The organism is Rothia sp. HMSC066G02, assembly GCF_001813145.1.
In the GTDB taxonomy this organism is placed as follows: Bacteria; Actinomycetota; Actinomycetes; order Actinomycetales; family Micrococcaceae; genus Rothia.
The window spans coordinates 1-26,114 of sequence record NZ_KV811583.1; the positions used below are offsets into that span (position 1 = coordinate 1).

The 26,114-nt window shown below is 59.9% G+C and carries 17 protein-coding genes; 7 read left to right on the forward strand and 10 right to left on the reverse strand.

What is annotated here, in order from left to right:
* Window positions 1-112: 112 nt before the first annotated feature.
* The gene (locus HMPREF2894_RS01070; protein WP_070665949.1) at window positions 113-1,831 is read right to left on the reverse strand and encodes a S8 family peptidase; all 1,719 of its coding nucleotides are present in this window, start codon (window positions 1,829-1,831) and stop codon (window positions 113-115) included.
* A gap of 606 nt (window positions 1,832-2,437) precedes the next feature.
* Between HMPREF2894_RS01070 and HMPREF2894_RS01075 the strand changes: the two genes are divergently transcribed.
* A complete protein-coding gene (locus tag HMPREF2894_RS01075; RefSeq protein WP_070677469.1) occupies window positions 2,438-4,348 on the forward strand; it encodes a S8 family peptidase in 1,911 nt (636 codons plus the stop codon).
* A 104-nt stretch (window positions 4,349-4,452) separates the two neighbouring features.
* Here HMPREF2894_RS01075 and HMPREF2894_RS01080 read toward each other — a convergent pair whose 3' ends face one another.
* From HMPREF2894_RS01080 to HMPREF2894_RS01100, 5 genes are all read right to left on the reverse strand, one after another.
* The gene (locus HMPREF2894_RS01080; RefSeq protein WP_070677471.1) at window positions 4,453-6,414 is read right to left on the reverse strand and encodes a S8 family peptidase; all 1,962 of its coding nucleotides are present in this window, start codon (window positions 6,412-6,414) and stop codon (window positions 4,453-4,455) included.
* A 640-nt stretch (window positions 6,415-7,054) separates the two neighbouring features.
* Complete coding sequence (gene purM / locus HMPREF2894_RS01085; protein ID WP_005504604.1) at window positions 7,055-8,200, reverse strand: phosphoribosylformylglycinamidine cyclo-ligase; 1,146 nt, start codon at window positions 8,198-8,200, stop codon at window positions 7,055-7,057.
* Window positions 8,200-9,951, reverse strand: a complete 1,752-nt coding sequence (purF, locus tag HMPREF2894_RS01090) for an amidophosphoribosyltransferase (RefSeq protein WP_070677473.1) — start codon at window positions 9,949-9,951, stop codon at window positions 8,200-8,202. The genes purM and purF overlap by 1 nt, the downstream gene beginning before the upstream one ends.
* 240 nt (window positions 9,952-10,191) lie before the next feature.
* Entirely contained in the window at window positions 10,192-10,608 is a 417-nt protein-coding gene (locus tag HMPREF2894_RS01095; RefSeq protein WP_005504608.1) for a sterol carrier family protein, read from the reverse strand.
* A 38-nt stretch (window positions 10,609-10,646) separates the two neighbouring features.
* On the reverse strand, window positions 10,647-11,774 hold the full coding sequence (locus HMPREF2894_RS01100) for an asparaginase (RefSeq protein WP_070677476.1): 1,128 nt from the start codon (window positions 11,772-11,774) through the stop codon (window positions 10,647-10,649).
* A gap of 439 nt (window positions 11,775-12,213) precedes the next feature.
* Between HMPREF2894_RS01100 and HMPREF2894_RS01105 the strand changes: the two genes are divergently transcribed.
* The 3 genes from HMPREF2894_RS01105 (at window position 12,214) to HMPREF2894_RS01115 (ending at window position 15,184) form a co-directional block, all read left to right on the forward strand.
* Window positions 12,214-12,552 (forward strand): PQ-loop repeat-containing protein, encoded by a 339-nt coding sequence (locus tag HMPREF2894_RS01105; RefSeq protein WP_049351963.1) that lies wholly within the window; start codon window positions 12,214-12,216, stop codon window positions 12,550-12,552.
* A 154-nt stretch (window positions 12,553-12,706) separates the two neighbouring features.
* Complete coding sequence (gene purD / locus HMPREF2894_RS01110) at window positions 12,707-13,990, forward strand: phosphoribosylamine--glycine ligase (protein WP_049340963.1); 1,284 nt, start codon at window positions 12,707-12,709, stop codon at window positions 13,988-13,990.
* Between the two features lie 267 nt (window positions 13,991-14,257).
* Window positions 14,258-15,184 carry a phosphoribosylaminoimidazolesuccinocarboxamide synthase gene (locus HMPREF2894_RS01115; protein ID WP_005504616.1) on the forward strand — a complete coding sequence of 309 codons (927 nt, stop codon included), beginning with the start codon at window positions 14,258-14,260 and terminating at the stop codon, window positions 15,182-15,184.
* A 123-nt stretch (window positions 15,185-15,307) separates the two neighbouring features.
* On the opposite strand, the gene HMPREF2894_RS01120 is transcribed toward HMPREF2894_RS01115, so the two are convergent.
* Together HMPREF2894_RS01120 and HMPREF2894_RS01125 are read right to left on the reverse strand one after the other, a co-directional pair.
* Window positions 15,308-16,156 carry a FadR/GntR family transcriptional regulator gene (locus tag HMPREF2894_RS01120; RefSeq protein ID WP_070677478.1) on the reverse strand — a complete coding sequence of 283 codons (849 nt, stop codon included), beginning with the start codon at window positions 16,154-16,156 and terminating at the stop codon, window positions 15,308-15,310.
* Between the two features lie 221 nt (window positions 16,157-16,377).
* Complete coding sequence (locus HMPREF2894_RS01125) at window positions 16,378-18,051, reverse strand: L-lactate permease (RefSeq protein WP_070677480.1); 1,674 nt, start codon at window positions 18,049-18,051, stop codon at window positions 16,378-16,380.
* A gap of 843 nt (window positions 18,052-18,894) precedes the next feature.
* On the opposite strand from HMPREF2894_RS01125, the gene HMPREF2894_RS01130 reads away from it, so the two are divergent.
* From HMPREF2894_RS01130 to HMPREF2894_RS01140, 3 genes are read left to right on the forward strand one after another with little or no spacing between them, the layout of a single operon-like run.
* Window positions 18,895-19,689, forward strand: coding sequence for a (Fe-S)-binding protein (locus HMPREF2894_RS01130; RefSeq protein WP_005504630.1), 795 nt, complete (start codon window positions 18,895-18,897; stop codon window positions 19,687-19,689).
* 16 nt (window positions 19,690-19,705) lie between these two features.
* Window positions 19,706-21,343: a lactate utilization protein B gene (locus HMPREF2894_RS01135; protein WP_070677482.1), complete on the forward strand. Its 1,638-nt coding sequence runs from the start codon at window positions 19,706-19,708 to the stop codon at window positions 21,341-21,343.
* Entirely contained in the window at window positions 21,343-21,987 is a 645-nt protein-coding gene (locus HMPREF2894_RS01140; RefSeq protein ID WP_005504632.1) for a LutC/YkgG family protein, read from the forward strand. Before HMPREF2894_RS01135 ends, HMPREF2894_RS01140 begins: the two co-directional genes overlap by 1 nt.
* A gap of 239 nt (window positions 21,988-22,226) precedes the next feature.
* On the opposite strand, the gene HMPREF2894_RS01145 is transcribed toward HMPREF2894_RS01140, so the two are convergent.
* Both HMPREF2894_RS01145 and HMPREF2894_RS01150 read right to left on the reverse strand, forming a co-directional pair.
* The gene (locus HMPREF2894_RS01145) at window positions 22,227-23,786 is read right to left on the reverse strand and encodes a molybdopterin-dependent oxidoreductase (protein ID WP_005504634.1); all 1,560 of its coding nucleotides are present in this window, start codon (window positions 23,784-23,786) and stop codon (window positions 22,227-22,229) included.
* 609 nt (window positions 23,787-24,395) lie between these two features.
* Window positions 24,396-25,979 carry a cation:proton antiporter gene (locus tag HMPREF2894_RS01150; RefSeq protein ID WP_049349832.1) on the reverse strand — a complete coding sequence of 528 codons (1,584 nt, stop codon included), beginning with the start codon at window positions 25,977-25,979 and terminating at the stop codon, window positions 24,396-24,398.
* Window positions 25,980-26,114: the final 135 nt, after the last annotated feature.

Consider the following 26,114-nt stretch of genomic DNA (forward strand, 5'->3'; position numbering starts at 1 on the left):
TTTATAGCGTCCAAGTTTCGGGGCGCAGTTCAAAACTCAACGGGGGCTTTTTGTATGTGGCATCCTTCAGAAGCCTATTGGCTCACCGGCTTCCGAGCTGGCAACATGCCGATTACTGACCGGGAATCAGGCCGTGAGCAGTAATCAGGAACGGCGGGTTGTGGTTAACAGCCGGGTTAGTCACGTAACCAACACGAGCCGCACGGGTCGGGTGCTTGGGTGCACGCTTCGGCCAGGGCTTTGCCTGCGGGTTCGGGTCCTTCTTGCCCTGCACCATAGCCAGTGCGCTCGCGGCGTTCACAATGCCGGAACCGCAACCGTTCACATCGCAGGTGAGCGGCTTGGAGCTCTGCTTCAGAATCTGCTTTGCACGCTCAGCGTTCAGCGAGGGATCCACGGACTTCATCAGAGCAATCACGCCAGCAACCTGGGGTGCTGCCATGGAGGTGCCGTCGTACTCGGTGTAGCCTGCGCCGGTGGACACGGTGGTACCCAGATCCACGGTGGACATGATGTTGCTGCCGGGAGCGCTCACATCAACAATCTTGCCGTAGTTGGAGAAGTCGCTACGCTTACCGTTCTGGTCGGTAGCACCCACCACGATCGAACCGCCGCAGTTAGCCGGAGCGACCTTGGAAGTGTCCTGACCATCGTTACCAGCAGCGACAACGAGAATCGCGCCGCGCTTGTTCACTTCAGCAATAGCCTTGGAGTAGGTTGCGGGGCAGGTGCCTTCGCCGCCGAGGGAGAGGTTAATGATCTTGGCGGGGTTGGAGTTCGCAGGAACGCCTTCAACGGTGCCGCCGGCTGCCCAAACCATTGCATCCGCAATGTCGGAGTCGTAGCCGCCGCACATGCCCAGGGCACGCACGGGCAGGATCTTGGTGGAGGGTGCCACGCCGACGATACCGCGCTTATTGTTCATAATCGCCGCGATGGAGCCGGCAACGTGGGTGCCGTGCCAGTTCGACTCGCTTGCCTCTGCATCAGCACCGCAGACGCCCGCTTCTTCCCAGTTGCCCTGGTCGGTCGGGTCGGAGTCGCGGCCGTTGCCGTCACGAGCAATGGAGGGCTCGGTGATGAAGTCGTAGCCGGGCAGGACGTTAGCGTCCAGGTCGGGGTGCTTGACGATGCCGGAGTCAATTACAGCAACGGTCACGCCGGCACCCTGGGTGGTCTTCCACGCTTCGGGGGTAGCCAGACCCTTGGTGCCGTGCAGGTTCCACTGCTGCGGGTAGAGGGTGTCGTTCGGCGCCACAACCTGGTTCGACGCCTGGGCAGCCTGGGCTACCTGAGCGACCTTGGAGTTTGCGGCGGTACGGGTGCGTGCGTTGGAGCGGCGCAGCAGGTCGGGCTCAACCGACGCAACGGAGGGGTTAGAGCTCAGCGCTGCCATGTACTTCTCTGCCTGCTCTGCGGTGAGCTTGGAGGAGAGAGTCACCACGGTTGCCTTCTGGGCGGTGGTGCGTACGTAGTTGGTCTTGATTTTGAAGAGGTCATCGACGCTCTTCACCTCGGAGGTGAGGCCCTGGTAGAGGCCGTCGTTCCAGGTGGCGACCTGGGTGCCTGCGGGGCTTGCCCAGTTGATGCCGCCGGCGTTCAGCGCGCTGTCGGTGTAGGTGATGACGAAGCGGTTGAAGCCTGCCTTCTGCTGTGCGGAGCTGAGGGAGGAAATGGTGGTGTGCGCCTTGGCGCGCTCGGCGCTGTTGGCCTGTGCGGGTGCCGCGAAGGATGCGGGGGCGCCCAGGGTCGTGACGAGTGCTGCGGCGGTACCCAGGCTCAGAGCGGTGCGTGCGACACCGCGCGCTGAGGGGTGAGTGGTAAAAGACATCGAGGTCCTTTGCGTATGTGAGTGCCGGAAGCGGCAAGTGGGTTGGTCATCCACTCACATAAATGCACCTTCGAGAAAATATTTGCATTCTTTTGCATATTTGCTTGTGAGGAGCGAATAGAAAAAGAAAATGCACATCACTGCATTGATGTGTATTTTTCTCTAAACCCCCGTGCGGGAGTTCATCGGAAGTAGTTTATGTGGTGAGATATCGCTATCCTAGCACCTTTTTCTATGTTTGGCGGGGCTAAAACTCGATAGTGTGGCGTAAATAATGAGATTTTTCTTTCATGTAAATGCAGATAAAGAAATGCCTAGTCGGAATATTCTCGCGACTTAAAGTAGTGATTTAAGTTTTACTCATCTATGCATAAAATGACCTGCATCACAAAGGTTATTTTATTCATAAAGTAACTGAAAAAGGGTGCTAGAGTATCTCACGGTGCGTACCCGTGCACGCACATTGTGGAACCACTTCACAGCACACACAATGCACCAACACCTCACTCTTCCGTATTCACTCGTACCGAGCACACGCCCTCAACGCGAGACGGCAACGCTACGCCGCATCGTGCGCACCCGGTACCACTCACCTCAAGGACGTCCATGCTTCGCATTGCTCGCCCCTCGCAGGCACGCTCCTCACAGCGTTCCCTGCTGAGCTTCGTCACCGCAACCTGCCTGCTCTCGGCAAGCGTGATCCCCGCCGTGGCGGCACCCACCGCGCAGGCCACCCACGCAACCCAGGCTTCTGCGGCGGCACAGGCTTCTAACACCACCCAGTCCGCGCCCGTGGCATACAACCGCTTCATCATCACTTACACCGATGAGGCGAAGAACGCCGCCTCCGCTGACGCCACCGCAGACCAGATTGATTGGTCCGCAGCCGCCGGTACCCAGCAGGCAACCTGGAGCGACGCACTCTACGCGGGCATCAGCTCCGAGGTGCAGAGCATTGACGAGCTGCTGAACATTAAGACCAGCTACGTCCGCTCCACCGCGCTGGATGCCAGCGTGGTCACCACCTCCGCGGAGCTCACCCCCGCGCAGGCGCAGCAGTACATGAACGCCCTGAGCGCGAACTCCAAGGTCGCCTCCGTGTCGCCCGATATGCGCCGCTACGCCACCGTGGACAACACCTCGGAGACCGTCAAGATCAACGACCCGAAGATGAACCGCATGTGGTCCCTCACCGGTGAGAAGGGCGTCTCTGCGCTGGAGGCGTGGGGCACCACCCGCGGTAAGGGCGTAACCGTGGCGGTGCTGGACTCCGGCATTACCGCCCACCCGGACTTGGACGTTAACGTGCTGCCCGGCTACGACTTTATTGCCGAGTCGGCGTTCTCCAACGACGGTAACGGCCGCGACTCCGACCCGACCGATGCTGGCAACTGGACCGTAGATAACCAGTGCTTCACCGGTTCGAAGGCGACCGCCTCCGACTGGCACGGCACCCACGTGGCGGGCACTATTGCCGCTATCGCGAACAATAACGAAGGCATTGCCGGTGTGGCACCCGAGGCGAAGATTGTGCCCGTGCGCGTTCTGGGCGCCTGCGGCGGCTTCGACTCGGACATCACCGACGGTATTATCTGGGCTGCTGGCGGTAGCGTGCGCGGCGTTCCGGCAAACCAGAACCCCGCCCAGGTCATTAACATGTCCATCGGTAGCGAGGGCACCTGCACCACCCCGTACCGCCAGGCGATTGCTCAGGCGAATAAGCGCGGCTCCATCGTGGTTGTCGCGGCGGGTAACAACAACTTTGATGCCTCGAAGTCCAGCCCCGGCAACTGCGAGGACGTCATCAATGTGGGCGCAACCGATAAGAATGGCAAGCGCTCCTACTTCTCTAACTACGGCTCCCGCGTGGACGTGAGCGCACCCGGTGGCGACCGCCGCTACTGGGGTGGCGGTATTCTCTCCACCCTGAACGCCGGTAAGACTGCTCCCGGTAAGGCCGACTACGCCGAGTACCAGGGCACTTCCATGGCGGCACCGCATGTTGCCGGTATTGTGGCGCTCATGAAGTCGGTCGACCCGAAGCTGACGTATGCTCAGGCGAAGAAGGCTCTGCAATCCACCTCTCAGGGTGTTGAGTGCGACCAGTCCGCGTGCGGTTCCGGCATTGTGAATGCGGCGCGCGCGGTTCAGCAGGTCCGCTCCGACCGTGAGGCTGCGGATGCTGCCGCGGCTGAAGAGGCGGCACGCAAGAAGGCTGAGGAGGAGGCCGCACGTAAGAAGGCGGCTGAAGAGGCGGCACGCAAGAAGGCTGAAGAGGACGCTAAGCGTCAGCAGGCCCCCGCACCTAAGGCAACTCCTGCACCGAAGGTGACCCCGGCTCCGAAGGCCAGGACCCGCCCGTCCCGCCCGGTGACCCGCCCCTCCTACCCGTCGCGTCCGCGTCACGGTCACACCTCCCGTTACCGCTCCTGGTACGGTGCATCCGCGAACACCTACCCGAGTAGCGGCTACCCGAACAATGGTTACTTGGGCTTCGCGACCGGTAACCGCCGCTAGTCGAAACTCGTTTTAGATACGAAAAGCCCCCGATGAGTTCTCTCATCGGGGGCTTTTACTATGCGCTGTCGACTGGGCCTGGTGCGGAGCCGGTAGCGGATAGCTTATTGTTCATTGACCTCGCGGGGCTTCTGCGCGGGGTTGGTGACCAGCGGTTCGTCCTGGGTGATGGGCTCGGCGTCACCGTTCAGGTCGTAGACCTGGGCATCTTCGGGGATTTCCATGGCGGGTGCGCCGGGAATCCGGTCGTAGTCACCGGTGAGGCTCTCGCCGTTGGCTCCTGCCGTGAGAGCTTCTGTGGTTGCTTTGGCTGCCTCGGCGGCGGCGGCTCTATCGGCAATCTTGGTGTTAGACGCGCCTGCGCTCAGTCCCTTAGAGATCACCTTGATTGTCTTGCGCGGTCGCAGGTAGGTCACCCTACCGTTCGCGTCCAGGTTTCCAGCCTGTTTAGCCAGGTTGAAGCTGTTGATAATACCTCGGCTGCAGAAATACTTATCGCATTTGATGCGGTTCGTCCCCATGAGGGTGAACGCCTCCTCGACCTGCTTAGTGGTCATGGAGGTGCCGTTGACCAGCTGCTGTGCCAGCAGAGCGGAGACGTGCGGTGCCGACATGGAGGTGCCGCTCTCATAGTCGTAGCTGAACTTAGTGTTATCAGGGCGGTCGAGGCTGTTCATGGACAGGGTGAGGATGTCCTCACCCGGTGCCGAGATGTTAACCCTCGTGCCGTAGTTGGAGAACGAAGCTCGCGTGCCAGCCTTGGTGGTTGCACCAACCGTGATGACGCCCATGCAGTTGGCGGGCGCGTACTTGGACGCCTCCGTGTTGCCGTTACCTGCCGCGGCGACCACGATTGCGCCCTTGGAGCGGGCGATGTTGATGGCGCGCTGGTAAGCGGCGGGGCACTGGGTTACGGTGCCGATGGACATGTTGATGATCTTGGCGGGGTAGGTGTTATCAGGCACCCCGTCGACGTGTCCGCCGGCTGCCCAGATGATGGCGTCGGCAATGTCGGAGGTGCGGCCACCGCATCGGCCCAGCACGCGCACGGGCTGCACACGGGCAAGGTCGGCGGTACCAACCATGCCCATGCCGTTGTTGCCGCGGGCGCCGATAATGCCGGCAACGCTGGTGCCGTGCCAGGTGGAGGTGTGGGCGTTCGCTTGATCCTTGCAGAGGTTGTAGGGTGCGTAGTCGCCTTCATCCAGGGGGTTGGGATCGCGGCCGTTGCCGTCGCGGGCGCTGAGCGGGTCGCTGACGAAGTCGTAGCCGTTCGCCATGCCGGTGACCAGGTCGGGGTGCGGCACGTAGCCGGTGTCGAGCACGGCGACCTTCACGTTTGCGCCGCGGCGCAGGCGAGCGTTACCGGTGTTCTGCACGCCGGTGGTGGGGTTGGTGAGGTTCCACTGCTTGCTGTACTGCGGGTCGTTGAACTGGAAGGTGATGTCGCCTTCTGCGGCGGGGTAGTTGATGTAGTCGGGCTCGACGGATGCTACGTCCGGGTCGGAGGCGACCTTCGCCATGAACTCCTTTGCCTCGTTTTTGTTGAGGGTTTTGGAGGTCTGGATGACGGCGTCATCGGTGGAGGTGTTGTGCAGGAACTTGGTATCGACGTTCAGCGCTTCGCTGACGACCTCGACAGTGTCCATGATGTCGTCAACAATGCCGCGGACTGCGTCCCAGTCGCCGTCGCGCTGCATTTTGCGCTGCTTGGCTTCCTTGGTGTAGGTGACGATGAATCGGTCGAACACCTGCTGGGGGAGCGTACCGGGCGCCGCCGCGGTGGGGGTGTTGGGGCGTGCCGCGCCGTTGCGTGTGAGGGTGAGGGGGCTGACGGGCCCTTCAATCTGGGGCGCTGCCTGAGCTGCTGCCAGGATGGCTTCGTCGCTGGGCCCCTGCGCGAGGACGGCGGGTAGGTCGCCTCCGAAGAGGATGACGCCGGCGGCGAGCAGGCTCAGTGCTGCGCGTGCGGGGCGCTTGCGGCGGCGGTTATCGATGCAGTGGTTATCGATGCGGGGGCGAGGAGGTGTTTCGGTGCGCTGCGCACCGATGTATGGAAGCCTCATCTGGTTCTCCTGATGTAGGTGGTATGCGGACTGTGTGATGTGTACTGGTGTTTCCGTCTGTAGGTGCGCGAGGTGCGTATATGGTTTTTACGGGGCAGTAAAAGAGGCCTTTTTGGGCGCGCTGAAGTAATGAATGGGGTGAGGGAATAGCGTTTCTTTGACCCTTTTTTGCGTACCGAAAGAACCCTTTTTGGACGGTGTGCAACGTACATTTCTAAGGTATCACTTCAAGGTGAACTTGAGGGATTTTTGAGGTGCTTTTCACGGGTTAATGTGCAGAAAATCAACCTCTGGAGGCTGAATAGCGCCCAATGATTGAGAGTTTATGTAAGTAAAGCTTGAGGGTTGGAATGTGCGAGGCAGGATATGCGGTACCTCTTGCTGACAGGGGAGAGAAATAAATGTTTTAACACTATGGTGTAAGCACTAGAATGCATTAAAAATGCAGTTGATAGCAAAAAATAAAAATAGCCCAAAATACGCGTGAAAATAAATAAAAAGCTGGCATCAAACACGCGGGACAGCACGCCCCGCCGGTAGACACACAGACCGGGGCGGCCACCGCATGGGTGACCGCCCCGGTCTATAGAATCATCAGCACCAGCAAGCTGGCGCTCGCTACCTACTGGAGAAAGCGTCCTTAGGAAGCGTAGGAGCCCAGCAGGCGAACCGCGCCGCCGTCCACGCCCTTAGCGCCCTGCACGTAATCGGGGTTGTTAGCCTCGGGCTCACCGGCGGCAACAACGTCACCCATAATCCAGGAGGGGATACCGCGGTCGTTCAGACGCTTGGTAGCAGCCTCAGCCACGGAGGGGTCAACGATAGCGATCATGCCCACGCCCAGGTTCAGGGTGCGTTCCAGGTCGGCAAGGGGCACGTTGCCCAGCGAACCGATCAGGGAGAAGATGGCGGGAATCTGCCAGGTGGAGCGGTCCACGCGACCCTCCAGGCCCTGAGGCAGAACGCGAGCCAGGTTAGCAGCCAGGCCGCCGCCGGTCACGTGGGAGAAGCCGCGTACACCGCTGCCGGTGGTGCCGTCTTCGCCGTTGACGGGGAATGCCGCTGCCAGGTCCAGGCAGTCTGCCGCGTACACGCGGGTGGGTTCGAGCAGCTCTTCACCGATGGTGCGGCCCAGCTCGTCCACCTGACGCTCCAGACCCCAGCCGGCAACGTTCAGGACCTTGCGGACCAGAGAGTAGCCGTTGGAGTGAATACCGGAGGATGCCATAGCAATCAGCACGTCGCCCTCACGCACGCGCTCGGGGCCGAGCAGCTCGTCAGCCTCAACCAGACCGGTTGCCGCACCCGCAACGTCGTACTCGTCTTCTGCGAGCAGGCCGGGGTGCTCGGCGGTTTCGCCGCCAACCAGAGCGGTGCCAGCCTGTGCACATGCGCCAGCGATACCGCGCACAATGTCAGCGATACGCTCGGGAACGACCTTGCCGGTGGCAATGTAGTCGGTCATGAACAGCGGCTTCGCACCGCACACGACGATGTCGTCCACGACCATGCCGACCAGGTCGTAACCGATGGTGTCGTGAATATCGAGTGCCTGCGCAATAGCGACCTTGGTGCCCACACCGTCAGTGGAGGTGGCAAGGTAGGGCTTGCGGTACTTGACCAGCTCGGAGACGTCGTACAGGCCCGCGAAGCCGCCCACGCCACCAACGACGGAGGAGTTGTGGGTTGCCTTGATAGCGCCCTTCATCAGCTCAACGGCGCGATCGCCAGCCTCTACGTCAACACCTGCGCTTGCGTAGGTTACGGTGGTGGTGTTCTCGCTCATTAGGATTCCTTCGGGGTAGTGGTAGCGGAGGAGTTTGCGGGGGTGCGGTCCTGCTCGGTGAGCAGTGCCTCGAGGTCGGCGTCGGGGCCGGGGTTGCACATGCCCATACCGGCATCGTCTGCGGCAATCTGTACTGCGGAGGGGTCGAACTTCGTTTCGAGAGTTTCGGTGCCTTCGCGGGTTTCAATGGAGACAGCCTCGGCGTGCTCGGGCTTGGAGGGAACGGGACGTTCCACGGTCACCTCTGCCGCCTTACCGGCGAGGGGGCCGCCCTTGCCCTTTTCCTCAGCGTCGAAGAGGGACTTGCCGCGTCGTTCTTCGCTGGGCAGTTCAATCGGGTACTCGCCGGTGAAGCATGCGGTACACATGTTTTCGGCGGGCTGCTCGGTGGCTGCCATCATGCCGTCCTGGGAGATGAAGCCGAGCGAGTCGGCACCCAGGGAGGAAGCGATTTCGTCCACGGACAGGCCGTTAGCGATCAGCTCCGCGCGGGAGGCGAAGTCAATACCGTAGAAGCAGGGCCACTTTACGGGCGGGGAGGAAATGCGCACGTGCACTTCCTTCGCGCCGGCTTCGCGGAGCATACGCACGAGCGCGCGCTGGGTGTTACCGCGAACGATGGAGTCGTCAATAACGACGAGGCGCTTGCCAGCAACCACGGACTTGAGCGGGTTCAGCTTCAGACGGATACCGAGCTGGCGGATGGTCTGCGAGGGCTGAATGAAGGTTCGACCCACGTAAGCGTTCTTGACCAGACCGTTACCGTAAGGAATGCCGGACTCTTCGGCGTAACCGATAGCAGCCGGAACACCGGATTCGGGGGTGGGCATGACCAGGTCAGCTTCGACGGCGTGTTCGCGGGCGAGCTGACGGCCCATTTCTACGCGGGATTCGTAGACGCTACGGCCGGAGATGGTGGTGTCCGGGCGAGCGAGGTAAACGTACTCGAAGACGCAACCTGCGGGCTTAGCCTCAGCGAAGCGCTGGGAGCGCAGGCCGTTCTCGTCAATGGTGAGGAATTCGCCGGGTTCAACTTCACGCACGAAGGATGCGCCGACAATATCAAGTGCCGCGGTTTCGGATGCGACAACCCAGCCGCGCTCCAGGCGACCGAGTACGAGGGGGCGTACACCCTGCGGGTCGCGTGCGGCGTAGAGGGTGTTCTCATCCATGAAGGTGAGGCAGAAGGCACCGCGCAGGGTCGGCAGCAGGTCGAGTGCTGCTTCTTCGAGGGAATCGAAGTCGTGCTCCGCCAGCAGGGCGGTGACGAGTGCGGTGTCGGTGGTGTTACCCTGGGCGAGTTCGCCGTGCTTGGGGGGCTTGCCGCCGTTCTTTTCAATCAGACGCTCGTAGAGGTCTGCCGAGTTGGTGAGGTTACCGTTGTGCGCCAGGCAGAGCGTGCCGTGCGGGGTGGTACCGAGAGTCGGCTGTGCGTTAGCCCAGTGGGATGCGCCGGTGGTGGAGTATCGGGCGTGGCCGATAGCGTGGTCGCCGGGCATGGAGCTGAGGGTGGCTTCGTCAAAGACCTGGGAGACGAGTCCCATATCTTTGTACACGTGGATACGTTTGCCGTTACTGGTTGCGATACCTGCTGATTCCTGGCCGCGGTGCTGGAGTGCGTACAGGCCGTAGTAGGTTAGCTTTGCCACGTCCTCGCCGGGTGCCCAGACGCCGAAGACGCCGCAGGCGTCCTTGGGGCCGTGGTCAATCGGATCGAGATCGTGAGTGAGTTTTCCGTCGGGGCGAATCAATTCACTTCTTTTCGACGTTGGGACTGCGGATGCGTCTGCGCAGGCGCAAGATTAGGGCGTGTTGCCGCACTCACACCTGCCTGCGTGTGCCGTAGCATACACCAGACCTTTAAAAGTGTACCGGGTTTCGGGGTCGATGCGGTGAAGGATATGCTAAATACCTCAGGATGGACCGCTAGAACGGGCAATAAACACACCAAATCACGAAAACTGCGTGGGCCTGCGGGCTCGTAGCAAGTTCTAGAAAAGCGGCAACAGGCCCGAAAGGTCACTGCGCTCGCCCGAAGCGTCCAGCGCACCGGCACCCACCGCCTGCGCCCACGAACACGCACCCAACACCAGCGCCGCCCACACGAACGGACGCGCCTCCACCACGGACGGCGGGGTGCCGCGCGTATGGCGAGGACCCGCCACGCACTGGGTCACCCCCAGCGGGGGCACACGCACCTCCACGCTATTGCCGGGGGCGAGGGTCGCAAGCTCCTCAAGGGTGAAGCGAACGAAGGTCGCACGCACCGAACGGGGGAGCGCGGCAAACGCCTGCTCCACCTCGGGGCTGTTCAGCAGGTACTCGCCTCGGGTGTGCGAATCTGCAGGCTCGCCGGCTGCCGCACGCTGCGCCTCAAAGAAAGCACGCACTTCGCGTACCGCCGCCATGCCGTCTGCTTCGGAAGTTTTACGTCGAATCGCCACGATTAGTCCTCTTCCGGGGCGCCGGGAACCAGACCCTCGCGGGTGAAAAGCTCCTCATACACACGCAGCTCGCCCACCACAACCGGCTTGCCGTCCACGTAGCCGCCGGTCACCGGGTGAACCACCAGCGCGAGTAGGCGCTCGCATTCCTCGGCGCTCAGGTAGCCGCCAGCGGCGAGAGCACGCAGAGCCACGGCGTACATGGCGCGGTGCGAACCGTCGCTCATCTTCACCACCACGGACGCGCCCGAACGCAGACCAATGCAGAGCACGCCCTCCGCACCGCCCTTGACGATCGCGTCCAGTTCTTCGCTGAGCACGGTGTCGGGGGAGCCGGGTGCCTGAATCAGTTCGGGGTAGTCCACCATGGCGGTGGCGACCGTGGAGGCGCGCGCATCCGCGCCGAGGTTGCGGATTGCCGCACCCAGGGTCGAGTAGGCGCGTGCGGCACCGGCAAGGGAGACGGCGTGCACGGGCGCACCGCAGCCATCAACGCCGATTGCGGCTACCGGCTCGCAGGTGAACGCCTCAATTTCTTCGGTGATGACCTGCTGCAGCGGGTGTTCGGGGTCGAGGTAGTTGTGCAGGGTCCAGTTCTGCGAGCCTTCTTCGAGGTCTCCGCGTTCAAGCTTGGCGGTGCACGCCCACAGGAAGGCGGCGTGCTTGCCGGAGCAGGGGTGCGCCAGGGCAGTAGCGGCAAGGTTCGCCTGAACCATTGCCTGGCGTGCCTGCTTGTCGGAGGGGAGTGTGGGCTTGAGTGCCAGGTTTGCCGGGGTGAGCGGGTTGGTTTCGGTGCTGCCCTGGGTGAGTACGTCCTGCACGGCGCGCATCTGCTCGAAGGTGCCTCGATGCGAGCCGCAGGCGATGGCGACCTGGGAGCCGCGCAGGGGCGCGCCCGCCTTCATAGATCCGATGGCTTGCAACGGCTTAGCGGCGGAGCGCAGGTAGAAGGGCTCGTGAATATCACCGAGGGCAAGCTGTACATCGCCGTCGGGGTTGAGCAGGATGAGGCGGCCGCGGTGTCGTGCCTCAATGAGGTTGTTGCGGGTGAGTTGCGCGAGTTCTACGTCGAAGGCGCTACTGGGGTTGGTGGTGTGAGTGGTTGCCTGTGGGGTGGTGCTGTTGGTCATTCTTCTAGTTTAAGGGGTGTATTGTTCTGCCTTATGTGCGCGGTTTTACGTGTATAGGGCGGCTCAGAATGGTATCCCCCGCAAATATTTCCGTGCAGAACGTTGCCTGTAAGGGTGGGGCGGATTCATCCTTATTTTTGTATGTTTACGTGATATTTTTGGGCTGACAGTGAGCTGTATATGTGATACCTCTCATATTAATTGGTGGTAGGGGTTACGTCTTTAGCATGGGGAGGAATAGAATATTCGTGGAGTATACCCGTGAGGTCTGCGCATACCTCTCAAAATGGGAGCGGCCCCTTCCTAGCGCCATGTATCCTAGCGCCACCTATCCTGGAGCCACCTAGAACAGATCCTCCCATCATCTACGTCTCCACTGTTTGCGAGAACGACAGCACCAGATAATACGCACACTAGATCATCAGAAATAGGTAATTTTATGGCAGAGCAGAACAACTCTTCTTCCACCACCCCTAAGAACACCGCAGAAAAAAGCGGCATGAGCGCTGAATCTGAATTTCACGCCAAGTTTTTCCCCATTCTTGCGCGAGTCGCTTCGATTACTGCCGTGCTCATGTATGTCTTCTACTTCCCGCAGATTATCGGTAACCTGAACGGTCACAAGGGCGACTGGATTCAGCCCCTGGTAGCCGCTATAAACTGCACTCTATGGTTGCTGTACGGCCTGTGGCGCCCCAAGAAGGACATACCAATTGTCATCGCTAATGCCCCCGGCATTGTTTTTGGTGGTCTTGCGGCTGTGACAGCATTGGTTTAACCCGAATCAAAGCCACCTATGTTGTGGTGAATACTCACCCGATGCGGTTCTTCTCTGATAGGCATTCTTTTGAGCGTGCCGCTAGATGAGAAGAGCCGCATTTTTAGTGAGCCCAGCTCACATTTTTAGAGTGATACCGGGTACCCTGAATAGCATGAAGGTTTTGGTACTGGGCCCCGGCGGCCGCGAACACGCAATTATTCGAGCGCTTCTGCGCGACCCTGAGGTAACCGAGGTGCACAGCGCCCCCGGCAATGCCGGCATTGCCCAGGACGTTCCCGTCCACGCAATTGATGCGAATGACCCCGCCCAGGCAACCGCCCTGGCACGCGAACTGAACGCCGACCTGGTCGTTATCGGCCCGGAGGCGCCCCTGGTCGCAGGTGTCTCCGATGCACTGCGTGAGGCGGGTTTTGATGTTTTCGGCCCCTCCGCAGCTGCCGCTCAGCTGGAGGGTTCTAAGGCTTTCGCTAAGCAGGTCATGGAAGAGGCTTCCGTGCCGACTGCCCGCGCTTACGTGGCAACGAATGCTGCTGAGGCGCAGGCTGCCCTGGACGAGTTCGGTGCACCCTATGTGGTGAAGGACGACGGCCTGGCAGCAGGTAAGGGCGTTGTGGTGACCGAGGACCGCACCGCAGCACTGGAGCACGCTCAGGCTTGCTTCAACGCTGGCGGTACCGTGGTCATCGAAGAGTTCCTGGACGGCCCCGAGGTGTCCCTCTTCGTCATTTCTGACGGTAAGAACGTTCTGCCGCTGTCCCCGGCTCAGGACTTCAAGCGCATTTTTGACAACGATGAGGGCCCGAATACCGGCGGTATGGGCGCCTACACCCCGCTTCCCTGGCTGCCCGAGGGCTTCGTGCAGGAGGTCGTGGAGAAGGTTGCCCGCCCGACCGTGGCTCGTATGGCTGAGCGCGGCACCCCGTTCGTGGGTGTGCTCTTCTGCGGCCTGGCTGTGACCAGCCGCGGCGTGCGCGTTATCGAGTTCAACGCCCGCTTTGGCGACCCGGAAACCCAGGCGGTTCTGGCGCGTCTGCGCACCCCGCTGGGTCAGCTGCTGCGTGCGGCTGCTCGCGGTGAAATTTCTGAGGGTACCGAGCTGGATTGGGATCCCCGCACCGCAGTGGACGTGGTTATGGCTGCTGAGAACTACCCTGACACTCCCCGCAAGGGTGATGTTATCTCCGGTCTGGATGAGGCGAATGCTCTGGAGGGCGTGCACGTGATTCACGCGGGCACCGTGGTTTCCGGCGAGGAAATCCACACCGCCGGCGGCCGCGTGCTGGCCGTCGTGGCGCTCGGTGAGAACCTGGGCGCCGCCCGCGACGCCGCCTACGAGGGCGTTCGCGCTATCTCCTGGGCTGGCGCGCAGTACCGCACCGACATCGCGCTGAAGGCTGTGGAGAACCGCATCCACATTCCCGCCCCGCGCGGCTAAAACCTAAGGTGACCGGCTTCCCCGCTTGAGGGTGGGGGAGCCGGTCGCTTCTTTGCCACTCGCTTCTTTATTCCTTGCCGCCTCAGCTTTTCCCGGGTTCATTTCCTCGGCTCGGGGTGCTGTCGGCGGCGACCGGGGTAGGTTGGGCTCTCAAGATTGTGCCGTATTGATGGCTGATGGCACTATCGGTAGCCGCGCCTGTCGCGGTATTGTAATTACACAGACTTTTTGCATCCACATCACACCACCTCATCAGGAGAAATTCTCATGACTTCTCGTTCTAACCCCGTGGAGATTCCTGGCTGGACTCACATTTATTCCGGCAAGGTCCGCGACCTGTACGTTCCGAATGAGGAACGTTTTGACGCTACCGGCCTGACCGTCAATGATGACGCTGAGCTGCGTGCCGGTTCGGTCATGGTTGTTGCCTCGGACCGTATTAGCGCGTTTGACCGTATTCTACCCACCGAGATCCCGGATAAGGGCAAGATTCTGACTCAGATGTCCCTGTGGTGGTTTGAGCAGCTTAAGCAGGTTCCGAACCACGTGTTGTCCACTGACGTTCCGGATGTTGTGGCTGGTCGAGCAATGATTTGCCGCTCCCTGAACATGTTCCCGGTGGAGTGCATTGTGCGCGGTTACCTGACCGGTTCGGGTTTGGCTGTGTACAACGAGACTGGTGAGATTGCTGGCGTGAAGCTGCCTGCGGGTCTGGTGGATGGTTCCCGCCTGGACACCCCGATTTTCACTCCGACCGGTAAGGCTGAGGTGGGTGAGCATGATGAGCTGGTGACCCGTGAGGAGCTGTACGCTGAGGTTGGTCAGCCGGTGGGTGAGCGCCTGGAGGAGCTGAGCCTGAGCCTGTACACCACTGCGGAGAAGATTGCTCGTGAGCAGGGCATTATTCTGGCGGATACCAAGATGGAGTTCGGTACTGATTCGTACCGCGGCGAGATCACCCTGGGTGATGAGGTTCTGACTCCGGATTCTTCGCGTTTCTGGGACGCTCAGCAGTATGAGCCGGGTCGTGCGCAGCCGAGCTTTGATAAGCAGTATGTGCGTGACTGGTTGCGTTCCCCGGAGGCGGGTTGGGACGGTTCGGATAACGTGCCGCACCTGCCTGAGGAGGTTGTGGAGAAGACTCGTGCCCGTTACGTTGAGGCGTATGAGCGTCTGACCGGCACGAAGTTCTAAACCGAATATTCGGGCTCAATAAGTCTTTGATAAAGGGCGGTGCCCCGGAAGGTCATTCTTCCGGGGCACCGCCCTTAGCTATGTGGGTTTATGAGAGCGAGATACGAATGTGAGGGGTGCACCTTAGCTGCTGTGCACGCCTTCGTGGCATAAATCCTCGTGCAGAATATCCCGCGCCGGATGCTGCCGCGCCCGCTCCTCCGCAGCCCTGTCAGACAGCGAATAAAACCACGTAATGTGCTCGCACACCCGCTCATAGGCTGCCTGCTCATCGTGAGAGGCAATCGCCTCAATAATGCCGTAATGCTGCTGCTGCAACGTGCGCTTGACCGCCTCCCAATCCTTCAGGAAAGGAACCGCCTCCTGCACATAACTCATCGTCGCCATGTGCAGAGAGTCGATCACCGTATCAAGCACAATATTGCCGCCGAGCTTCGACAGCTCATAGTGAAAACGCGTATCGCAGAAATGGAAACGCTCATCGCTGATCTGCTCATCCATCTCCGCCAGATGTACGCGCGCCCGCTCCAGCGCTGCCGCACGCTCCGGAGTATCCGGCGCTGCGGCTGCCGCACGTGCCGCGGGGCCCTCCAACAGCAGGCGGGTTGAGACAACGTCCTTCACCGGCAGGCTACGGGTCGCAATGTGCATGCGCAACGCCCAGCTGAGCGCATCCGACGGCTCCGAAATGATAATCGCGCCCGACTTCGGTCCCGAACCGGTACTGGAACGAATCAGGCCCAACGCGTTCAAAACCCGAAGGCCCTCACGGACCGAGGGGCGGGAAATGCCGTGCCGTGCGGCAAGCTCACGCTCGGAGGGGAGCTTATCGCCCACACGCAACTCACCCAGGCGCAGGCGCCGCTCAAAGGTCTCCAGGATGATGCTGTAGCTGCGGTCCGCCAGAATCGGCTGGCGCTCAACCGCAGGGGGCGCCTCTGCAGGCTGGGTGTCGTCAAAAGAACGAGGCATACTCTCTCCTGATAACGAGGCGGATAACGAAAAGAAGTCTCGACTCAGCATGTTCTCCCAAACTATTGGGGCAACCTATCGAGTCATAAGGGGCATAAAAAGCGGGGCGGCGATACCGGAAAGGTACGCCGCCCCGCTGTGGCCTCCGGTCAAACCGGGGCGAATGTCCTACTGTTCGTGAAGCGGATGCTTCAGGAACTCTCTAAAACCTGAGCTTCAGATTAGGGAATCATGAAGGACAGCACGTTGGTCTGCAGGAAGACCAGGACGCAGACGAACAGGAGCATAGCGAAGGACCAGGGGAGGACAGCCTTGAGGATGTCGGATTCCTTGCCTTCCATGTCCACGGAGGTAGCAGCAATAGCCAGCGACTGCGGGGAGATCATCTTACCGACCACACCACCGGTGGTGTTAGCAGCCAGCATGAGCTCGGGGGTTGCGCCGTGGATACCTGCGTGCTGCAGGTTCTCAGCAGCAGACACCTGCAGCTTGGAGAACAGTGCGTTCGCGCTGGTGTCCGAACCGGTCACAGCGGTACCGATCCAGCCCAGAGCCGGTGCGAGGAACGCGTAGACGGTGCCCAGGCCTGCCAGGAAGGTACCCATAGCAATGGTCTGACCGGAGAAGTTCATGACGTATGCCAGTGCCAGAACCGAAGCAATGGTCAGGATGGACCAGCGCATGCGGTAGACAACGGAACCGAACTCGGTGAAGATTGCCGGGAACTTGAAGGCGTAGCGGCCCTTCTCGTTGAAGAAGAAGTAGACCACAGCAACAACCAGACCGGAAATGATCAGCAGGGTGCCGGGGTTGGACATCCACGCGAAGTTGTAGACAGCGTCCTTGACGGGCTTGCCGTCAGCGGTGACGAGGCGGGAGCTCAGAGCCTGGATATCAATCTTGATGACGAAGCTCTTCAGCCATGCCTTCAGGCCAGCGTGCAGGTTAGCAACACCGAAGATTGCAACGACGATGACGTAGGGCAGCAGTGCCATCCAGACGCGAACGGCGGGCAGAGCTTCCTTCTCTTCAGCCTGTGCGGGCAGACCGTAGCGTTCACGAACGCCTGCGACGCCGCGCGGCTTCCAGAACTGCAGGAAGATCACGGCAACGCCCATGGAGACGATGCAGGCAACAACGTCGGTCAGGTTGTATGCGGGGGTAGCGGCGGTGACCCACTGTGCGATAGCGAAGGAAACGCCGATGACCAGTGCGGGCAGCCAAGCGTCCTTCAGGCCCTTCATGCCGTCGAGGATGACGAGCAGGATGAGCGGAACGAGCATTGCCAGGAACGGAGCCTGGTGACCAACGATGGTTGCGATAACGTGTGGGTCCTTGCCGCCGACTTCACCTGCGGTGGTAATCGGGACAGCAACCGCGCCGAATGCCACGGGTGCGGTGTTAGCGAGCAGAACGGTGATAGCAGCCTTGAGGGGCTTGACGCCCAGTGCCAGAATCATGGTTGCGGTAATTGCAACGGGAGCGCCGAAGCCAGCCAGTGCCTCGAGCAGACCACCGAAGCAGAATGCGATGAGGATAGCCTGGATGCGCAGGTCGCCGCCGCCGAGGCGGTCGAAGACGCGGCGCAGGTCTTCGAATCGACCGGAGAGAACGGTGATCTGGTAGAACCAGATGGCGCCCAGAATCACCCAGCAGATGACCAGGCCGTAGATGGCGCCGCGGACGGCGCTCAGGCCGGCGAGGTCAGCGGGCATGTGGAAGCCCAGCGCTGCTACGAGGATGGATGCTGCCAGTGCCACGAGTGCGGACCAGTGAGCGCGTGCCTTAACGCCCAGTAGCATCACAAAGAAGGTGAGGAGGGGAATGGTTGCCACGAGCGCGCTGAGGCCGAGGCTACCTCCCACTGCATTGGTTACAGCGGTATAAGTTTCCACTGGAACTCCTTTGGTTCAGGGTGTGTCTTGTGTGTGGTCAGACCATAGATAATCCCGCTGGGGAACGGGTCATTGTTTCCCATGCGGGGATGTGGTCAGACCATTGATCGCATGTTTAGAAGAGTAGCGGATAGTGCGGCGTTTCACCAAAAGTGACCTGACTCATTTCCGCGACTAAGGGGTGTCTGGAGGGTTTGTATCCCGTGAATTTACCGAAATATTGCGGCTCTGACAGTTAATGCCAGCTTCTGAAACTCGAATATTTCTGAAGGCGTAAAGGATTGGGTGTATGAGTGACTGCTTTATCTATTGAGGAACCTTCAACTGTGGGCACATTCTTGAAAAGAATGTTGTGTTAAAGAGGAGTCGCCCCATAAAACAATCATTAACGCTTCAGAAAGGCGGATTTCTAGGGGGTTTAGCCGCCAAAGATGTGTGTTTGATAAACGTTCAATAATTAAAGAGGCATAGGGGGTGTGGCGAGAGTGAAAACTAGATGAGGTCATATGTACCGGAAGGTAGGAAAATATACCTTAAGGTCAGGTAGACCTAACCCATTATTTAACAAGGAAAGTATGCGCTATTTCGACTAGAGAAAAGCCGTCCAACGGTGTTAAATGGCTAGAAAGATAAAAGACATCACCACGGTTTCTGATCCCACCGCATCCCACCTCCACTTGGGGCGCGCACATTAGCCGGAACCATCCGGCCCAGCTTCCCCGACTCAATACATCTGAGTCGCTTCTTTGGAAGACCGAACTTGTTCGGACTGTGCCCCGCCTGCCCCAGACGCAGGCGGTGAGACCGAGAAACTCTGAACACAGAGGAAAGGACGGACAAGTCATGCGCATTGCACTCTTCTCCACGTGCATCGTTGACGGCATGTACCCCCGCGTAGCACGCGCCACCGTCGAAATTCTTGAGCGCCTGGGCCACGAGGTTGTCTTCCCCCCGAACCAGACCTGCTGCTCTCAGATGCACGTCAACTCGGGCTACTTCGATGACGGTTACGAAGTCATCAAGAACCACGTTGAAGCTTTCGACTCCTGGGACTGGGACGTAGCTGTTGCACCCTCCGGCTCCTGCGTTGCTTCCCTGCGTCACCAGCAGGCAATGGTCGCACGTAGCCGCGGCGACGAAGCGCTGGCTCTGAAGGCAGAGCAGATTGCTTCCCGCACCTTCGAGCTTTCCCAGCTGCTAATCGACATCCTGGGCATCACCAACGCTGCCGAGCAGCTCGGCTCCTACTTCCCCGAGCACGTCACCTACCACAGCTCCTGCCACGGTATGCGTATGCTCGGCCTGGGCACCCGCCAGCAGGACCTGGTCCGCACCGTCGAAGGCATCAAGTACACCCAGCTCGAGGGCATGGACCAGTGCTGCGGCTTCGGTGGTACCTTCTCCTTCAAGAACGCTGACGTCTCCGGCGCAATGGTCAACGACAAGGCAGACAACGTTGAAGCAACCGGTGCTTCCGTCTGCACCGGCGGCGACTGCTCCTGCCTGATGAACATCGGCGGTGCGCTGATGCGTCGCGGCTCGGACGTTCAGACCATCCACTTCGCTGAGATCCTCGCATCCACCAAGGAAAACCCGCTCAAGATTAACTCCGAGCGCGTCGAGCTCTCGATCGGCTAAGGAAAGATAAGACCTCATGACCGCTATTCAGCTTGGTATGCCCAAGGTCGTTCACTACGGCGAGGGCAACATTTTCGAAGAAACCCCCTTCCCCAAGTACGCGAAGGAAGAGCTCAAGAACGAGCAGCTACGCGCCAACCTGCGCTTCGTGACCCACGCGATCCGTAACAAGCGCGCACGCGTCACCGCAGAGGTGCCCGACTGGCAGGACCTGCGTAACACCGGTGAGTCCGTCAAGAACTACGTTCTGGCGAACCTGCCCGAGCTGCTCGAACAGTTCGAGCGTAACTTCACTGCCGCAGGCGGCCACGTGCACTGGGCACGCAACGCCACCGAGGCGAACCAGATTGCTCTGGACCTGATTCGCGAGCAGGGCGTGGACGAAATCATCAAGATTAAGTCCATGGCAACCGCAGAGACCGGCCTGAACGAATTCCTCGAGGAAAATGGCATCAACGCTATTGAGACCGACCTCGCGGAAGAAATCGTCCAGCTCGGCCACGACCGCCCCTCCCACATTCTGGTGCCCGCAATTCACCGCAACCGCCGCGAAATCCGCGACATCTTCCTGCGCGAAATTGAGGGTATTAACCCGGACATCACCGATGAGCCGGCAGAACTGGCAGAGGCATCGCGTAACCGTCTGCGTAACAAGTTCCTGAACACCACCGTGGCAGTCTCCGGCACCAACTTCGGTATTGCCGAGACCGGTACCCTGACCATCGTGGAGTCCGAGGGTAACGGCCGTATGTGCCTGACCCTGCCCGACACCCTCATTACCTTCATGGGTATTGAGAAGATTCTGCCCACCTTCCAGGACTACGAGGCATTCCTGCAGCTGCTGCCCCGCTCCTCCACCGGTGAGCGCATGAACCCCTACACCTCCATGTGGACCGGTGTGACCCCCGGTGACGGCCCGCAGAACATGCACGTCATCCTCATCGACAACGGCCGTACCGCCGTTCTGTCCGACGAGCTGGGCCGCCAGGCACTGCGTTGCATCCGCTGCTCCGCTTGCATGAACGTGTGCCCCGTATACGAGCGCGCAGGCGGTCACGCCTACGGCTCCACCTACCCGGGCCCCATCGGCGCGATTCTGTCCCCGCAGCTCTCCGGTATCGAGGCTGCAGAGAACAACTCCCTGCCGTACGCATCCTCCCTCTGTGGCGCATGCTACGAGGTCTGCCCCGTGAAGATTAACTTCCCCGAGGTCCTCGTGCACCTGCGCGCTAAGGACGTCGAGTCCAAGCACGCTATCCGCGAGTTCGAGGGCAACAAGAAGGCTCCCTTCTCGCAGATGGACGGCATGATGCTCGGTGCGAAGAAGCTCTTCACCTCCGGCAAGATGATGTCGATTGCAGAACGTGGTCTGCCCATGTCCCGCCTCATTAGCGGCCGCAAGCACAAGATCACCGCTGTTCCCGGTATCGTCGGCGGCTGGACCGCATACCGCGACATCCCCGAGCCCCCCAAGGAATCCTTCCGCAACTGGTGGAAGAAGGAGAAGGGTCAGGCTCCGGCACGCGATAACGCACAGCGCGTTGACATTCAGGCCCTCATCGAGGCAAACAAGGGTAAGGTCGCTGAGGCGGCAGCAAACGCCAAGGCAGCTATGGACGCCCAGGCAGCCCGTGAAGCTAAGGAGAACAACTAATGTCCTCTGCTAAGGAAGATATCCTCGCACGTATCCGCTCGTCCCTGGCTGACGCACCCGTCGCCCCCGAGCCCGTACGTAACTACCGCCGCGTCAGCGAGCTGAACGAAGAGCAGACCATTGAGATGCTCGTCGACCGCCTCATTGACTACAAGGCAAACGTGTTCCACGCGAACAAGGAGAACATCTCCAAGGTCATCGCAGAGCGACTGGGTGAAAAGTCCACCTACGTGGTTCCCGAGGGCCTGAACATGGAGTGGCTGCCGGCTGACACCGCTGACCGCAAGCGCGTCACCGACTCCGGTAGCACCCTCAAGCCCGGCTGCCTGAGCCTGGAAGAACTGGACGCAGTTGACGCTGTGGTCACCGGTTCGACCGTCTCCTGCGCAGAGACCGGCACGATCTTCTTGAACACCAACCCCGATGAGGGTCGCCGCGCCATCTCCCTGGTGCCCGACCACCACATCTGCGTGGTTCCCCGTTCCACCGTGGTGGAGCTGGTTCCCGAGTCGATTGAGCGTATCACCTACACCCGCCCTGTGACCATGATTTCCGGTCCGTCGGCAACCAGTGATATCGAGCTGATCCGCGTGGAGGGCGTGCACGGCCCCCGTACCCTGGACGTCATCATCTACGACGCTTAAGGTGCAGCGCCAGAAGGCAAACCTCTAAAGAAACCGCCCGAGAGCTAAGGCTCCCGGGCGGTTTCTTTATGCCCTCGAGGCTCCTAGTCTTCAGAAGCATATGCACCAGTCATGAGGATGCAAAAACGGTGGCGGGCCCATGTACCCGCCACCGTTCGGTGCTTTATATGGTTGCTTATCGACGCGCTACCTAGCGGAGCGCTGAAGGCTCTACCGTAGCGATGCCTCCGCGTTGGCGCTTAGGCACGTGCGTCGAAGTGCTGCAGACCGGAGTCCTCGCGGCTACCGCCCTGGCCATCGCCAACATCGTGGTAGTCCTTGATCCACTCGATCTTCTGAACCCACTTGACCATCTTGTAGCCGTGCATGGAGTCCGCACGCAGACGGAGCGGGCCACCGTACACATCGGGCAGGGGCTTGTCGTTCATGCCCCACGCCAGGATGGTCTCATCTTCCATTGCCATGGAGATGTCCAGGCACTCGTAGTAGGGTTCGGTCGGGCGGCCGTCGTAGGTGTGGCCCACGTGGCCGAAGGAGGTCACCATAACGTAGCGTGCCTCGTCGGTCTTCTCGACCAGTGCGAGAACGTCGCGCAGGCGTACACCCTCCCACTTGGCAATGCCGGTCCAACCCTGCATGCAGGTGTGCATGGTGATGTTGACTTCCTTGCCCAGCTGCTTGAGCTCGTCAATGCTCAGGGACTTGGATTCCTTCACCAGGCCGCCCAGCTCGAGGCGGTAGTCAACGAACTCGTGCTCCTTCAGACGGTTCCACTCGGTGCTCTCACGCTCGGTCGGCGGGCGAGTGTTGACCCAGTGGAAGGGCGAAATATCGGCATCGGTGAAGGTCTTCTTCTGCACCTGACGGGAGGTGATACGGTCCAGCAGGACGTTACGAATCGGCTGGGTCAGACCCCAAATGAAGGTCTGGGTGAATCGCAGGTCGCGCAGGGACCAGTACGAAGCAAAGATCCACAGAGCGACGGCAAAGACAATACCGCCAATGAGCATGGTGACTGCCTGAGCGAACTGTGCTGCGTCCACCTCGTTATAGGGCTTGTTCAGCATCATGTGGGCGATGTTGTACTGGGGGTGAACCACGAACACCAGAGCCACGTGAATGACGGTGAATACGCAGTAGAAGGCCATACCCAGGAAGTGGATGGAACGTGCGGTCTGGCGGTTACGGAAGAGACGCACGTAGCCGGGGAAGCGGCCGCAGAATGCCGGGCTCATGATCGGACCGGTTGCAATCATCAGCGGTGCCACGATGAACACCACGGTGAAGTACATAATCTGCTGCAGAGCGTCGTACGGCTGGAAATGCTCAATCGAGGGAATCTGGAAACCAGCGTAAATCTGGATGGATTCCCACGCCTGGGGGATGATGTCCCAGCTGGTCGGGACGATACGGCGCCACTGACCGGTCAGGAACAGCAAGGAGACGTAGACGAGACCGTTAACGATCCAGATGACGGTGACCAGTGCGTGCCATGCGCGGCCCAGACCAATCTGAGCCTTACCGGGCAGAGAAATCAGGGGAGACAGGGTGCGCTGGTCATCGCGCGCAGTAAATGCGCCGGGGGTGGTAGGGACCTTGTCCTTGGTGAACTTAATCCACTCAGAACCCGGGGTGCAGTGGTTGTTCCAGTACAGGCGGGGGTGAGAGGCGAGAACTTCCCAACCTGAACGAATCAGGAAGCCCATCATAATGAAATTGATGAAGTGCGTAATTCGGAGCCAGGCCGGGAAGTCCAGCTCTACGCCACCAGTGCTCGCGGTGAGGAGTAGTTGGTGCATGATATTTCCTTCGGAAATGACTGTGTGTGCAGACAATCTTTAGGATTCAGTGCGAGGCCTTGAGATAAGAGGTTAGAAATAATTACCTTTCTGACCCATATGATCCTCCTCCGTGGTTGGGAGCCGCCGGGGGTATCGTCACGGATACTCCCGAAAGGGGCGCCTCCCGTGTGTGAGAGGGGAGGTGCTCCAGCTCCCGCTGGGGCGGAAGCGACTCTGTGTATGTATGTTGGTTTATGTGTGTTTTAGGGAAATTCCCTGTCCGCTTTCAATTTTATAGGACAAAGTGTCAGTCGTGAAAGCTAAGACACGTCATGTTCTGTAATATTTGCATAAAAAATCCGAATTTAAGGAAGATTCTCATCTTTCCGCGGTTTATAGGGTCTTTCGGGTGCAAAAAACCCACCGCAGCCTCAAGAGGGGATGCGGTGGGTTTTGATCCTATATGTGGGATGCATGTTGGTTTGCAGGGCTTTAACTGCCTGGTATTGTGTGGTTTTATAAATTCAATCCCACATAAGGTTGCGGTGACTGTAAGCGAGATACCCGCTCAAACCGGTTTGTAACCCGACCTTGAAAACGCCGAAGGCAACCGTACCGTAGCCGCTACTAGATCTCTGCAGAACCCGTATTTTCCGCAGAACCCTTACGCTTCTTTGCCTCAGCCCGAGAGGCTGCTCGGGACGCAACACTAGAACCAGCGGAAGTGTCCGTAGCCTCGGCAGAGCCGGGCTGAGCATCGGCCGGGGATTCAGAATCGGGCTGGGACTCAGAATCGGGCTGGGTCTCGGAATCAGCCTGCGACTTCAGCTGAACCACCGGAATCATGCCCGTGGCAAGCTTCGCCTGCGCATTACGCTGAGCCTTCAACGCATTCATCTGCTCCTTACGGCTCGGCTCCTGCTGAGCCGGCTGACCAGAACCAAACGCCTGACGAATACCCAACGCCCACAGCGGGAACAGTAGAACCGTCAGCGCGCCACCGGCAACCAGCAACGATGCCGTGGACTCCTCCAGAAGACCCGAACTGGTCGCAACCTCCGTCACCGCCACAATAATCGGCAGACCCGCAGCTGAATACAACGCCAACTGCGCCTTCTGTGCGCGAGTAGTCAACCCCGAACGGGTATCGAAGAAATGCTCCGCCAAAAGCACCGGAACACCACGGCACAGCAGAATACCCACCACCACGGCAAGCAGACCCAAAGGCTTAGCCACCACGGCAGAGACATCAATACCCATACCGCTGACCACAAAGAACAACGGAATCATGAACGTAAAACCAACCACCTCAAGGCGGCGAGTCATCATATGCAAAGCCGCCGGAGGGGTCAGAGTACGCAGAATCAGGCCCGCCGCGAACGCGCCCAGCACCGCATCCAAATCGAAGAGTGCGGTGCACATGATCAGGGTCGCCAGCAGGAACATCGCAAGACGCAGAACCGTCTGACCGGTAGTGTTCGCCTCCGCAGCCATAATCTGACGCAGACCCGGCACATGCGCAAACAGACGGTGAGGAATCAGCGCCACAATCACCGCAACCACCATAAACGCCAGCAGCACCACAAACGCCATACCCGGCGAACGCGAAGACAGCAGCAACGAAATAGCGAAAATCGGCAGAAGCTCACCCACAGCGCCGTGCACCAGCACCGCATTACCCACCGGCGTGCCAGCGGCACCGTGAGACTTCAACATCGGCAGCAGCGTACCCAACGCCGTGGAACTCAGCGCCACACCCACCGCAACATACGTATTCAGCTCACGCGAGAACGACGTAATCACCGCCGCACCCGCCATACCCAAGGCAAAACACACAAACCACGTGGCAATAGCGCTATAACCCTGGCGGCTACGCAGCGAGGACACGTTAATCTCAAAGCCCGCAATCAAAAAGAGCATGCCCAGACCAAGCTCCTTCAGCAGCGGGATGCCGCCCTCACTGCTGGCAAGATTGAACATATTCGGGCCAATGAGCAGACCAAAAATGAGCAGGAAGACCACATCCGGAATCTTCTTACCCGTCACGCGGGAAAGAATCGGGGAAAGCAACGCAACCAACGTAATCCAGAAAATGGACACAAACTGGCCGCTATCGTGGCTCGACCCTTCCGAGAGGGTCGTACCCGAGGCAAGAAGAGCACCAGACGCCCCCAAATCCGTCAAGAAAAGCGGGGAAAAAGTCGAAAACATAAAACCTCAACGTGGTGTGTGCAGGTGGGGCGCGTTTGGGACAGTAAAAGGAGCGAAATCATGCTCCCGCGGGATTGCCCCACCTTTAAGAACGTACCAATGGTACACACCTAACCTCGTGAACAACACTTGAAC